Annotated in this window: 14 protein-coding genes; 1 reads left to right on the forward strand and 13 read right to left on the reverse strand. The window is 47.6% G+C overall.

The features are described 5' to 3' along the window. Positions 1 to 84: 84 nt before the first annotated feature. The 12 genes from AC2TDN_RS09500 to cymR form a co-directional block, all read right to left on the reverse strand. The gene (locus tag AC2TDN_RS09500; protein WP_484687786.1) at positions 85 to 1,017 is read right to left on the reverse strand and encodes a peptidase U32 family protein; all 933 of its coding nucleotides are present in this window, start codon (positions 1,015 to 1,017) and stop codon (positions 85 to 87) included. A gap of 53 nt (positions 1,018 to 1,070) precedes the next feature. Next, complete coding sequence (mltG, locus tag AC2TDN_RS09505) at positions 1,071 to 2,186, reverse strand: endolytic transglycosylase MltG (RefSeq protein ID WP_484687787.1); 1,116 nt, start codon at positions 2,184 to 2,186, stop codon at positions 1,071 to 1,073. Between the two features lie 200 nt (positions 2,187 to 2,386). After that, positions 2,387 to 2,698 carry a DUF1292 domain-containing protein gene (locus AC2TDN_RS09510; RefSeq protein ID WP_484687788.1) on the reverse strand — a complete coding sequence of 104 codons (312 nt, stop codon included), beginning with the start codon at positions 2,696 to 2,698 and terminating at the stop codon, positions 2,387 to 2,389. Then, entirely contained in the window at positions 2,698 to 2,994 is a 297-nt protein-coding gene (locus AC2TDN_RS09515; RefSeq protein ID WP_169082700.1) for a DUF1292 domain-containing protein, read from the reverse strand. Before AC2TDN_RS09515 ends, AC2TDN_RS09510 begins: the two co-directional genes overlap by 1 nt. Before the next feature lie 8 nt (positions 2,995 to 3,002). Next, entirely contained in the window at positions 3,003 to 3,419 is a 417-nt protein-coding gene (ruvX, locus tag AC2TDN_RS09520; protein WP_139990931.1) for a Holliday junction resolvase RuvX, read from the reverse strand. Positions 3,420 to 3,445: 26 nt separating this feature from the next. Continuing rightward, the gene (locus tag AC2TDN_RS09525; protein ID WP_053377682.1) at positions 3,446 to 3,706 is read right to left on the reverse strand and encodes an IreB family regulatory phosphoprotein; all 261 of its coding nucleotides are present in this window, start codon (positions 3,704 to 3,706) and stop codon (positions 3,446 to 3,448) included. 50 nt (positions 3,707 to 3,756) lie between these two features. Beyond that, positions 3,757 to 6,390 carry an alanine--tRNA ligase gene (gene alaS, locus AC2TDN_RS09530; RefSeq protein WP_484687789.1) on the reverse strand — a complete coding sequence of 878 codons (2,634 nt, stop codon included), beginning with the start codon at positions 6,388 to 6,390 and terminating at the stop codon, positions 3,757 to 3,759. Between the two features lie 354 nt (positions 6,391 to 6,744). Then, positions 6,745 to 7,815 (reverse strand): AI-2E family transporter, encoded by a 1,071-nt coding sequence (locus AC2TDN_RS09535; protein ID WP_482066489.1) that lies wholly within the window; start codon positions 7,813 to 7,815, stop codon positions 6,745 to 6,747. A 157-nt stretch (positions 7,816 to 7,972) separates the two neighbouring features. Then, complete coding sequence (locus AC2TDN_RS09540) at positions 7,973 to 8,170, reverse strand: hypothetical protein (RefSeq protein ID WP_053374838.1); 198 nt, start codon at positions 8,168 to 8,170, stop codon at positions 7,973 to 7,975. Between the two features lie 13 nt (positions 8,171 to 8,183). Next, complete coding sequence (locus tag AC2TDN_RS09545; protein WP_484687790.1) at positions 8,184 to 8,720, reverse strand: PRC-barrel domain-containing protein; 537 nt, start codon at positions 8,718 to 8,720, stop codon at positions 8,184 to 8,186. Between the two features lie 17 nt (positions 8,721 to 8,737). Further along, a complete protein-coding gene (locus AC2TDN_RS09550) occupies positions 8,738 to 9,892 on the reverse strand; it encodes a cysteine desulfurase family protein (protein WP_482066487.1) in 1,155 nt (384 codons plus the stop codon). Positions 9,893 to 10,133: 241 nt separating this feature from the next. After that, positions 10,134 to 10,553, reverse strand: a complete 420-nt coding sequence (gene cymR, locus AC2TDN_RS09555) for a cysteine metabolism transcriptional regulator CymR (protein ID WP_053374835.1) — start codon at positions 10,551 to 10,553, stop codon at positions 10,134 to 10,136. Between the two features lie 201 nt (positions 10,554 to 10,754). Between cymR and mnmA the strand changes: the two genes are divergently transcribed. Further along, a complete protein-coding gene (gene mnmA, locus AC2TDN_RS09560) occupies positions 10,755 to 11,888 on the forward strand; it encodes a tRNA 2-thiouridine(34) synthase MnmA (protein ID WP_484687791.1) in 1,134 nt (377 codons plus the stop codon). A 77-nt stretch (positions 11,889 to 11,965) separates the two neighbouring features. Here the strand turns inward: mnmA and AC2TDN_RS09565 are convergent, their stop codons facing one another. Continuing rightward, positions 11,966 to 13,303 carry a hemolysin family protein gene (locus AC2TDN_RS09565; protein ID WP_484687792.1) on the reverse strand — a complete coding sequence of 446 codons (1,338 nt, stop codon included), beginning with the start codon at positions 13,301 to 13,303 and terminating at the stop codon, positions 11,966 to 11,968. Positions 13,304 to 13,530 lie beyond the last annotated feature (227 nt).

A 13,530-nucleotide genomic window follows, 5' to 3' on the forward strand; every position in this document is an offset into this window, starting at 1 on the left:
TAGTTTTGCGAAGCAAAACTCTCTTCGTAAGCATTCACTTAGTTTTGCGAAGCAAAACTCTCTTCGTAAGCTCTTTAATATCTATTAGTACACTTGCTCTTTGTAAAAGAAGCCATAGCTCAGCTCGCGATTCGGGTCTTGAGCCTGTTTAATCGCATCCAACCACTCTTCTTGAAACACATAACCTGCCGGGTCAGCCATATAAGCATCAATCGCCTGCCGATATGCTCGCACGACAATTTCATTGTATTCGATTGACTTCATTAAGCCTTCTATTTTCAAGCTGCTCACTCCAGCCTCAAGCAGCTCATGCAGATTCTCAACCATGCAAATATCATCAGAGCTCATAATGTGAGTCCCGTTGGCATCTTCATAGATCGGATACCGTTCATCCTGCCGTTCTGCTTCCATTACGTACAGACCGCGATCCTTATCCTTCACAGGCAGCCGATCCGATTCCGACTGATGATCCATATAGCTGCCTACCAGCGAGCGCTTGGAATGATAGATGTTCGTCATGCCATGCGCCTGAACCTGTACTTCGAGGTCCGTGCTTGAAGCCGTCTCGATAACCTGCTCCATATTCAGCTCCCGTGCCAGCACATACCTTGCAGCGCCTCTGCGACCCCAATAATTAGCGGTAACATAGTTGGTTGAAGTCATCTCCGCATTCCAGTGCAAAGCTATTCCCGGCGCATGGACTCGTGCCGCCATCAGAACAGCGGGATCGCCGAACACAATGGCATCAACCCCTGCTTCGGCAATCGAAGACACATACGAATTTAAATTGTCCGCCACATCATTATCGATCAGATTATTAAGAGCCGCATAAATCCGAACGCCATGAGGCTTCGCTATCTTTACCGCTTGAGCAATCATTTCCGTATCGAACTCACCTGCCAAACGCATACCGTAACGTGCTTCGCCGACGACAAAAGCATCCGCACCTGCTGCAATGAGCCTCTCAAGCTCCTCTAACGATGCGGCGGTAGCTAACAATTCCGGCTTGTACGTCATTGCTGTAATCCTCCTCTAGAACTGTAATTAGCTGTCCAGCTTATATAGTTGTCCTACCCAGCCGTTTGATTGCTCTTCTCGATATTTCTCAAATGCTCCTTGTATGTTTTTGCGAACAAATGAGATTGGGTTCCGTCTTTTTTCGTCACGTAAAAGAAATATTCCGTTTCCTCCGGGTACAGCGCCGCTTGAATCGAATCAAGGCTTGGGCTCGCGATAGGCCCCGGCGGCAGCCCTTCCACTTTATACGTATTATAAGGACTCTCTACAAGCAAATCCTTCTCATAAAGTCTTTCCTTCGGCTTATCAAGTGAATATTGTACTGTCGCATCGATTTGGAGCTTCATGCCATCTGCGATGCGGTTATAGATAACGCCCGCCACGAGTGCTCTTTCCTCATCAACAACTACCTCGCGTTCCACTAACGAGGCAATAGTCAAAAGCTCATGGAATGACATTTTTTTCTCTTCAAGCACATCCATCCAGCCTTCTGGAAGCTCGCCCAGCTTCCTGTCAAGCTCCGATATCATCCGCTTGATAATGTCCTCTTCCTTGCTTTCCTTCTTCATTTCATACGTCTCAGGGAAAAGATACCCTTCTAAACGCTTGTGGAGCTTATCTGATTCTGGGATAGAGCGAACTGCTTCCGCATCTCCCCACGTTTTTTGCGAGGCAATAAGCCCCATAAACTTTTCCTTATCAATCAGCTTCTCCGCCGCAAGCTTGTCAGCAATTTGCAGCACGGTAAAGCCTTCAGGTATCGTGAAGCGAATCGTTTCCGCAGCTACCGTCTCACCGGCATTCAGCTTCGCGATGATCGCATCGTTGTCCATTCCCGGGTTAAGCTCATATACACCCGCTTGAAAGCGAGCTCCCTGGTCATTCAGCTTCAAGTAATATTTAAAAATAAATGAGTTCTTGATGATCCCTTGCTGTTCAAGCAATTCTGCAACCTCATTCGCTGACGTTCCTTTCGGAATTTCCAGCTTCTGCACATCGCCATCCTTCGTTGGCTGCAAGCTGTTCCATACGTAGAAAGCAGCGCTGCCCGCACCAATAATAATAATGCCAAGCAAGCTTAAAATAACCCATAACGTTATGCGGCTGCGCTTCGGACCGGATGATGATTGCTGGTCACGATGCTCAAGCTGCTGTGATGACTTGTCCAACCTTGAACCCCCTCTTTATATTCCTAAATTTTCCTAATTAGTGATGCGCAGGCAAAAATGCTGAGACCATACGCTGGCGGCTCAGCTTCCTAACCAAAAAAAGATTGCTCAATGCCGTTCTTTTACAATAGTCCCTGAACATGGAACAAAAGAGCGGTTATAAGCCGCTCTCTTGCTTCAAGCATATATGCTTCTGATCCTTAAGGACGCTCGTCAGTGGCAAACAACAAATCGTCATACGCCTCTGAAGCTGCTTCCCACTCTTCATCATCCTCGATGTTCTCCAGCTGCGGCTCACCGTCAACTTGGATAACGCGGAAAAGCTCTACATCTTCCTCGCCACGCATCGGATCCGATTGCAGGGCTGCATAAATACGATCTCCCAGCTGAAATTCAGCTTTGATATCGTAGACTTCTACGCTGCCGTCATCTGCTTCCAATTCTATTTCATTGCCAAAAGCAGTTCTCAAGCTATTGAGCTTCTTTGGCCCTTCCTGCTCTGTGCCAGACATTAGTTCTCTTCCTCCATCTCGCCAAGGAGAGTATTGAACGTTTCCTCGACCATGTTCCATTCTTCTTCGTCTTCGATGGTGTAAAGCTTCAGGTCATCGCCTTCTTCTTCATAACGGAAAGCGTATACTTCATCTTCCTCGTCATTTTCACCTGCAAGAGGCACAACCATCATATATTTCTGATCGGAACCATCAACTTCAAACTTCATGATGACTTCGAATTCCTCTTCATTGCCTTCTTCATCCGGGATATAAATAATTTCCGGCTCTTCGAATTCCAGATCTTCTTTTGTCATGTTTACCCTCACCTTTTCGCTTTAGAATCGAGATAATTTTGCAAAATAAGCGTTGCCGCCATTTTGTCTATTACAAGCTTTCGCTTCTTCCGGCTGACGTCCGCTTCTATTAGCGTTCGTTCGGCAGCTACCGTTGTCAGCCTTTCATCCCAAAGGTGAACAGGTATGTTTAGTTTCTGCTTAATCTGTTCTGCGAATTCCATACAAATTTCGCCACGTGGACCGATGGTACCGTTCATATTTTTTGGCAGACCGACAACGATCTCACTAACCTCATGCTCCTTAACCAGGTCGGCAATGCGGTCAAATTCGCTTCCATCGCGTCTGCGTTCTATGACACCGGTCCCCTGAGCGGTCCAACGAAAGGCGTCGCTGACTGCAACTCCAATGTTGCGGTCACCGTAATCCAATCCCATCAATCTCATGTCTTGTCCGGCTCCTGCCTAATTTGTTATTGTTTCTTGTGGTTTAGATAAAACCGGACAAGCTCTTCAATTAATTCGTCTCGTTCTTTCTTGCGAATTAAACTTCTGGCGTTGTTATGCCGCGGAATATACGCGGGATCTCCGGACAGCAAGTACCCAACGATCTGGTTAATCGGATTATACTCTTTCTCTAGAAGCGCTTCATGCACCGATAGCAGAATGTCTTGAGAAGATTCAACCCCCTCCGCCTTCACGTTAAATTTCATTGTATTGTCCATGGAACTCATCGCCAGCACCTCGCTTTCCAAACCGCTTTCTAATCGGATATACATTTATATCATATCACATTTGTTTGATTAAGAACTAGTTCTTCCGCAAGATTCAATGCTTCATCCAGCTTGGAAGTATCTTTTCCGCCTGCTTGCGCCATATCCGGGCGTCCGCCGCCGCTGCCGCCGCAGTGTACAGCAGCTTCTTTTACGATTTTTCCAGCATGGAAACCTTTCTTAATAAGGTCCGCCGAAACCGCAGCTGCCAGATTCACCTTGTCATCCGCAATAGCTCCCAGAACAATTACGCTTGACGGAAGTTTCAGCTTCAGCTCATCGACGATGCCGCGAAGCGCGTCCATGGAAGGAGCATTTACTTTCGCGCACAACACTGTAATGCCATCGACTGTTTTTGCAGTTTGCTCGAGCGAGCCCGCTTCGATTCGGCTTAGCTTCGCTTGCAGCGATTCGTTGTCACGAGAGAGTTCTTTCACTTGCCCGAACAAAGCTTCGATCCGTTTAGGAACATCGTTAGTGTTCGATTTCAGAAGTGAAGCCGATTGCTTAAGCAGCTCGAGCTGTCCTTCCAAATAATTATACCCATGTTTGCCCGTTACCGCTTCAATTCTTCGCACGCCAGAACCAATGCCGCTCTCGCTGAGCAGCTTGAATAGTCCAATTTGCGAAGTATTGCCTACGTGACAGCCGCCGCATAGCTCTAAGCTGTAGCTGCCAACCTGTACGACGCGTACGACATCGCCGTACTTCTCGCCAAACAATGCCATAGCGCCCATTTCTTTTGCTTCATTCAACGATTTCAGTTCGATCGATACAGCAATGCCCAGCCAGATTTGCTCATTGACACGGCGCTCGATCTCAACCAGCTCTTCGGCTGTTATGCTGCCAAAATGCGAGAAGTCGAAACGAAGCCGATCTGCCTCTACAAGGGAGCCCGCTTGGTTGACGTGATCGCCAAGCACCTCTTTGAGCGCCTTATGAAGCAAATGCGTAGCGGTATGGTTTTTAATAACATCATCACGCACTGCGCTTGTAACGGTCGCCTTTGCTGTTTCGCCAGTGCGCACGGTGCCTGACGTTACGATTGCATGGTGTACGTTCTGGCCATGAGGCGCCTTTGTCACATCTTCGACCTGAAGGGCAAAGCCATTGCCTGTAATTGTTCCTTTGTCACCGATCTGTCCGCCGCTTTCCGCATAGAAAGGCGTGCGATCAAGAATGACGACTACTTTACTGCCTTCAGCTGCGGCATCAACGAGCACATCATCTTGTACGATTGCAAGGATTTGAGACTCAGTTACCAGTACATTATAGCCAACAAAATCACTTTTAACCGTAAAATCGCCAAGCGGGCCGCCTTGAACCTTCATGCTGCCCGTATCTTGACGAGCTGAGCGAGCGCGCTCGCGCTGAGCTTCCATCGCTGCATCGAAGCCGGCACGGTCAACCGTCATACCGTTCTCCGAAGCAAAGTCTTCCGTCAAATCAAACGGGAAGCCGTACGTATCATATAGGCGGAATGCATCGTCGCCATTGATTTCTTTGTTGCCTGCTTTTGTAGCAGCTGCTACCAGCTCGGACAGCATAGTCAAACCGTCAGATAATGTCTCATGGAATCGCTCTTCCTCCGTGCGAATTACGCGCTCGATGAATTCGCGTTTAGCCACTACCTCCGGATAGTATACGCCCATTACCTCGCCGACGACAGAAGTAAGCTCATGCAGGAAAGGACGGTCGATGCCGATCGTTTTTCCATAACGAACAGCACGGCGAAGCAATCGGCGAATAATGTAGCCGCGGCCTTCGTTAGACGGCATTACGCCATCGCCTACTGCGAAAGCAACGGTACGAATATGGTCAGCGATGACCTTAAGCGCAATATCATGGTCTTCGTTCGCTTTATATCTTACCTTTGCAATCTGGCAGGTACGGTCGATGATCGGGCGGAACAAATCCGTATCGAAGTTTGAATCCACATCCTGCAAAATCGAAGCAAAACGCTCAAGTCCCGCGCCTGTATCAATGTTTTTGATTGGAAGCGGCGTATAGCTGCCGTCCTTGTTATGGTTAAATTGCGAGAACACGACGTTCCATACTTCTAGGAAACGCTCATTTTCCCCGCCTGGCCAGCACTCAGGATCAGACAGATCGCCATACTTGTCGCCGCGGTCATAAAAGATTTCCGTACAAGGTCCGCAAGGGCCCTCGCCGATATCCCAAAAGTTTTCCTCCAGCTTGTAGATACGTTCTGCAGGAAGGCCGATTTTTGTGTTCCAGAATGCGAAAGCTTCTTCGTCCTCTGGATACACTGTTACCGACAAGCGGTTCGGATCAAAGCCGATCCATTGCGGCTCGGTCAGAAACTCCCAAGCCCAAGTAATCGCTTCTTCCTTGAAATAGTCTCCGATTGAGAAGTTGCCCAGCATTTCAAAAAAGGTGTGGTGACGGCGTGTTTTCCCCACGTTCTCAATATCGTTTGTGCGGATACATTTTTGCGAATTCGTAATCCGCGGGTTTTCAGGTATGATGCGACCGTCGAAATATGCTTTCAGCGGTGCCATGCCTGCATTGATCCAAAGCAAGGACGGATCGTTATGCGGTACGAGCGATGCGCTTGGTTCGATTTTATGGCCTTTGCTTTCAAAAAAAGCAAGCCATTTTGCCCGGATTTCACTAGCTTTCATTAGTATGAGCCCCCTTTAAATGATAAAACACAAAAACGCCCCTGTCATAGACAGGGACGAATAGATTCGCGGTACCACCCTGGTTATTGCTCTGCTGCATGCAGCATAAGCAATCGCCTTCATTAGACATTAACGGGTCCAACCGGTGAAGTTCATTCACACTCCGAAAAGAGCTTTCGGCCACCCTTCGTTATAAAAGCTCTCTCAACCATCGCCACAAGCTTCATCTAGAAGCAATAGCGAAGAAGCTTTCTCTCTGGTTAACGGGCATTGGCTTACTTCAATTCGTCAACGCTTTATCCACATATAAATGACACGATTATTTTAAAATTATAGCCACACGCTTTCCGCCTGTCAAATAATCTTTCTTCGCACATAATACGCGAACATATGCTGAATGATCACTTTGCAGGCTGCGAATATAGGAACGGCTAAAATCATCCCGACAATACCCGCAATTTCTCCTCCGACGAGCAAAGCAAAAATAATCGACAAGGGATGCATATGGAGCGTTCGGCCGACAACCTGCGGCGAAATGACATTCCCTTCGAGAATTTGGCATAACGTGTTAATGATCGCCACAAGTATAACCAGCTTGAGTGAAACGGTTGATGCCATCAGAATAGCGGGTGCTGCTCCAAAGAATGGTCCCAAATAAGGAATGACATTCGTTATGGCGACAATACTCGCAAGCAGCAAAGCATACGGCATCCCCACTAACATATAACCGAGATACGCAAGAACGCCAACAATAACACAAACCAAAAACTGACCGCGGATATAGCTGCCAAGAGCGGTATCGATATCTTTCAGCAGCCTGACTGTGTTTTTGCGATGCGACTTCGGTACGTACGTAATGACCGTTCGTTCAAATACGTCGAAGTCCTTTAAAATATAGAAAGCGAGAAACGGTATGATGAACGCAATGAACAGCGCATTGACCATCGAGCCGATATTGTTCACAAAATTAAACAAGCTCTCCGACAGCTTCTTCTCGATGTTAATGAGCGATTTATTGACACCGCTGCGAATGCTTTCCGGTAAAAAAGAAGTATTGTTTATGTCTGTAACGATGTTTTGGGCACGCATCGACAGCTCCGGCACATGACGGTTCAACTCCTGCACCTGCTCGATAAACATCGGTATCAAATTAACAAGCAGCACGGTAATGACCGCACAGAAGACTGCATAGATCAGCAATACGGCGATCGTTCTAGGCACCTTTCGATCATGCAGCATCGTAACGATCGGGTTCAGCACATAGGAAATGATCATCGCGATAATGAATGGCGCAAGGACAGCCTTCAAAAAAATGTATACGCTCACGATGAGCGGCTTTATAAGCAGCAAGAGAAAAATGGCGATCAAGCCTAAAATCAGATATATAAGCCATACAAACAGACGGCTCTTTGTGAAACGCTCCACCGTCCTCACCCCCGAGCATTCTTATTCCGGCTCTCCATAGGCTGGACAAGCGGAACTAATTCAGTATATGTACATGGGGTGAAAATCATCCTTGAATAGCAAAAAAAAGACGGCCGAAGACCGTCTCTTTATATTTTTATTTTTATGACAAAGCACATCAGTTGACGTGAATTTGCGGTATTTCCTCTTCAAAGAACAAGTCGTCGAGCGAGCTTAACGTGCCATCCTCTTCCACTTGGTAAACCGACATTTTGTCGCCGTTAACCGTCAATTCAATGAAGCACCCCCAGCAATAGAACTGGTGGGAACCAATCTTTCCGATATCTTTCGAATTGCAATTCGGACATCTCATCATCTTTCATTTCTCCCTATCCTCTGAAATTGGAAGCTGCGACAGGCTCCAATTCCGCTTCACTGACAGCAGGAACAATAATCGCGTCTTCCCCGAGCAACACACAATCCGGATCACTCGGCACCTTCAGCCATTTGCGCCCTTCCATCAGATCCGAAACAAAACCGTCCGTAAGCTCGTAGCCTACTATTTGTGTACCCTGATTTGGGTAAAAATAAACATCCGATACACGGCCAAGCTGCAAACCTTGAACAGTAACAACTGGCAAATCCTTTAATTTCACTAATCCTGTGTAAAATGAACGCAGCAATTGCTTCGACTTCATCCTCGTGATCGCAGCTTCACTTGAAATAATAACGGTGTCATCCCCACAGGATAATACGTGTGACCACTCCACTACTTTCACAGATGAAGCAAACCACTTGGCACAATCGAGGATTAGCCCCTTCAACTGCCAATGCTCATCGAACCAAGCATCCTTGACGGTGCCGACCAGCTTGCCGGAATGGATAACGATAACGGGAAGCCCAATAAGCTGTTGAAGTTTAATCACGCTTAGTCGGAGTCCTCCTAGTAGTTATTACGAATACGCCTCACGATTGTTCCAACTTTTTGTGCGGCATCTTCTAATTCCTCTAAAGTATTCCCCAAACCGAAGCTAAATCTTACAGCAGATTGAATTTGTTCCTCCGGCAAATCCATAGCCCGAAGAACATGCGAGCGCTCAAGCGCGCCGGATGTGCAAGCTGAACCGCTTGCTGCAGCGATGCCTTCCATATCCAAATTCATCAGCATCGTTTCTGTATCGACGCCGATAAAGCTGATATTGACGATATGCGGCAAATAATGATGCTCGCTGCCATTTATCACGATTGGTGCTTCTACATGCGTTTGCAGCAGTTCTATCCATCTCTTACGAAGCTTGTCCATAAAAGGTTGCTTATTTTCCCGCTCGTTCACACAAATGTCAATAGCTGCTGCAAAACCAGCGATTCCGGCGATATTTTCAGTGCCTGCACGGCGCTTTCTCTCTTGTGATCCGCCATGCTGAATCGCTTCGAGCAGCGTCCCATTTGCGACATAAAGCGCTCCGACACCTTGCGGACCATTGATCTTATGCGCGGAGAAGCTCATCAAATCGACTGGCAGCTCATTTAGATTGTATTTAATCGTGCCCAACGATTGAATGGCATCAACATGAAAAATCGCGCCGCTCGCCTTCGCGATTTGCCCGATTTCTTCGATAGGCTGCAAGGTGCCCACCTCGTTATTTCCATGCATAATGCTGATAAGTCCCGTTTCCGGCGTGATAGCCGCTTGAACGAGCTCTGGAGATGTACGTCCATCGCGGTCTAAAGGCAATACTGTTAATGAGAAGCCTTCTTCTTTGGCAAGCCATTCGCATGTATGAAGAACGGCGTGATGCTCGCCCGCTGAAGTTATAATATGTGATTTGCCGCGCTTGCGCTGCGCTCTTGCGGCGCCGATCAAAGCAGCATTGTCGCTTTCCGTTCCACCGGAAGTAAACAATAGCTCCGCCGGCTTGCAGCCAAGGGCAGCAGAAATGGAATCGCGCGCGCGGTTAAGCTGCTGTTTCGCAGCTCGTCCGAGAGCATGCATGCTGGATGAATTGCCTCCAGGTCCCTGCATGAGCTCAAGCATGATGCTTGCGACGCTTGGATGCATAGGCGTCGTGGCGGCGTGATCAAAATAATGTATTTTCATAGGTCATCTTCCTTTAAATATTGAACAAGTATGTGTTTTCATGTACTAGAGTATAGCACAACCGCTATTGACACGCATTAAAGAAGGTAGTAAGAAACGAAGCAAGTGCATCCTCAGGGGATAGGTTGAAGGGTCCACTTCAGTGGACTTATGCTGTTAAATAATCGGAGGACTATATCCAAACAGCTATTGCTAGAGTGGGATGGAAAGGGCGATCAGACCGCCCTTCCTTCGCATCATTTTAAATATAGAACATATAGCTGTCAGGCTTGCCTTCATCTTCAAAGTTGATCAGATCAGCAAGCGTCGTCGAATCAAGCACCTCTGCAATGCTGTCGCGAATGCGCAGCCATAATTGACGTTTAGCCGGATCATCCTCTTCGGTAAAGTCTACAGGCGAGATCGGCCCTTCAAGAATACGGATGATATCCCCTGAAGTAATCGTCTCTGGATCTTTGGATAAAATATAGCCGCCATAAGCGCCTCGTATGCTTTTCACAAGTCCTGCATTACGCAAAGGTGCTACTAACTGCTCCAAATAGTGCTCGGAAAGCTGATTTCTCTCTGCAATGCTCTTGAGCGAAGTCGGGCCTTCACCAAATTTAGCCGCAAGCTCCATCATAATGGTTAAGCCATAACGGCCTTTCGTCGATATTTTCAAAATGGCACCTCTTTTATTTGTTTTATGGGCTGTTAATGAATGTGTCTGATCAGTAGGCTCTTAAATCATTGTATTCCCAGTTCCCTTATATGTTAACATATCAAACGACCATCGTGTGAAAAAAGGTTGACATCTTCATGAAAAAGTTTTCTGCCTATGTTACAATAGAATATGTTTGATTCAAGCAAGGTGGTGTTTACGATGGAAAAACCAAAAGATTCGACAAGAGTGGTCGTCGGCATGTCAGGCGGCGTCGATTCCTCCGTCACAGCGCTGCTGCTGAAGCAGCAAGGCTATGACGTTGTCGGCATCTTTATGAAAAACTGGGACGATACTGATGAATTCGGCCACTGCACGGCGGAAGAGGATTCGGAAGACGTTCGCCGCGTATGTGAACAAATCGGCATACCCTACTATACCGTTAACTTTGAACGGCAATATTTTGATAAAGTATTCACTTATTTTTTGGATGAATACAAGCGCGGCCGTACGCCAAATCCAGATGTCATGTGCAATCGTGAAATCAAGTTTGGCGACTTCCTGCAGCGTGCCATGGAGCTTGGCGCCGATTATTTGGCAACAGGCCATTATGCACAAGTGGAGCGTACGGAAGACGGCGTTACGAGGCTGCTTCGCGGGGTGGATTCGAACAAGGATCAAACCTATTTCCTAAGCGCCCTTAATCAGAAGCAGCTGGCGAAAGCGATGTTCCCGATCGGTCATATTCCGAAGCCTGAGGTACGCCGCATTGCCGAGGAGGCTGGTCTATATACCGCTAAGAAGAAAGACAGCACCGGCGTATGCTTTATCGGGGAGCGCAACTTCAAGACGTTCCTCAGCGGCTATTTGCCCGCGCAAGCAGGCGATATGATCGATATCCAAAGCGGCGAGAAGAAGGGCCGTCACGACGGCCTCATGTATTACACGCTTGGACAGCGCCAAGGACTCGGCATCGGCGGCTCAGGCAACGGCGAGCCATGGTTCGTAGCCGACAAGGATTTGGAGAGCAACATTTTATACGTCGTACAGGGCGAGCAGCATCCAAGTCTCTACTCCGAGAGCCTGACGGCTAGCGGCATGAACTGGATTGTACCGGTAACCGAAGCCGGAACGATCCGCTGCACAGCCAAATTCCGCTATCGCCAGCCGGATCAGGGTGTCAGCGTAACGTACAATTTGGATGGCACGGCAAATATCGTATTCGATAAGCCGCAGAAAGCGGTCACACCAGGTCAAGCAGTCGTCCTCTATGACGGTCAGGTTTGTCTTGGCGGCGGTACGATTGAAACCGTTCAAAAGATTGACGCCGCTTCAGCACTCGCTAAGCAGGCATAACAATCTTTTTACAAAACAAGGCTGCTCAAACGCAAGATTTTCGATGCGTCTGAGCAGTCTGTTTTTTTTCAAAACTTTTAACCAAAATGCTGATCATTCAGCCCTCCCGCTCGTTCACCGATCTTGCGAATGATAAGCCGTGAAATACGCAGGTGATCTGTCTCTTCTATGATGAACTCGCATTCCTCCGCATACTTCACGCGTTGGTTATTGACTGGAGGTATTTCAATCTTCGAATAGATCCAGCCGCCGATTGTGTCGTAATCATCCGTTTCGATATCAAGGCCGAAGAAGCTGTTCACCTCTTCGATAAGCATGAGTCCGCTGACCGAGTAAGTGCCATCGTCCTTTTTTTCAAGATGCTCGCGTTCCTCGTCAAATTCGTCTTGGATTTCGCCAACGATTTCCTCCATGATGTCCTCTAGTGTTACCAAGCCTGAAGTGCCGCCATACTCGTCGATCAATATCGCGATTTGAGACTTTCGCTTTTGCATCAGCTTCAGCAGCATGCTAATTTGCATCGACTCGGGCACGGTCGTAATCGGCCTCGTAATTTGTTTTATATCTTGCAGGCTATGCGTCGTATCCTTGAGCAGGTCCTTGATATGAACGAAGCCAATAATATTATCCTTGTCATTCTCGCAAACCGGGTACCGGGTCAGCATTTGCTCCAGTGCAAGCCTCTTGTTCTCTTCAAGCGAATGACTCGTATTTAAGCAAATCATTTCCGTGCGGGGGATCATAATTTCGCGTGCATTCGTTTCGGTAAAATCGAAAATATTATCTACGAGCGTAAGCTCCGTATTGTCAATGAGTCCATTCTTGTGGCTTTCCTTCATCAAAATACGAATTTCATCCTCGGTATGCGCGGCATCCTTCTCGGTCGCCGGTTCTATGCCAATTCGCTTCAGAAGCTGATTGGCCATGCCGTTAAGCACCCAAATGCACGGGTACATGATCTTGTAGAAGTAGATGAGCGGAGTCGCCGTTAACAGCGTAATCCTTTCAGCTTTGCGGATAGCTACCGTCTTAGGCGCCAACTCCCCTAATACGATGTGCAGCATTGTAATGAAGGAAAAAGCGAGGATGAAGGAGAATGTATGAATAAATACCTCATTGCGTATGCCGATATAGCTAAAAAACGGCACGATTAGTTTGGCTGCGGCCGGCTCGCCAATCCATCCAAGCCCAAGCGATGCAAGCGTAATGCCAAGCTGACAGGCGGACAAATAGGCATCCAAATTACCCGTCAAAAGTGAGGCATGCTTGGCCCGCGAATGCCCTTCGGAAGCGAGCGTATCAATTCGGCTCCCTCGCACCTTCACCATTGCAAACTCGGCCGCTACAAAAAAACCGTTCAGAAAAACCAAAAACAAAATTAGCGCCAGGGACAAACTAACCGGTAATGGGTCCATTCAACGATATCCTGTCCTTCGCATTAGGGGCAATTGCCATGCGATGACAGGTACACCTCCCTTTGGAACAAAGATACGGCGATCTTTGTGTAATGTAAGAGCTCTCCAAGTTGCCAAGCCGCCGCGTCAAACGGTAATACCGCAAGGTTAATCCGTTCTACTGACTGTAATTATATGTATTCGCCATAGGCTAGCCTTAATACGCGGATTCTCGTCTCGACTCGTGT

The sequence above is a fragment of the Paenibacillus sp. Y660 genome (assembly GCF_057221575.1).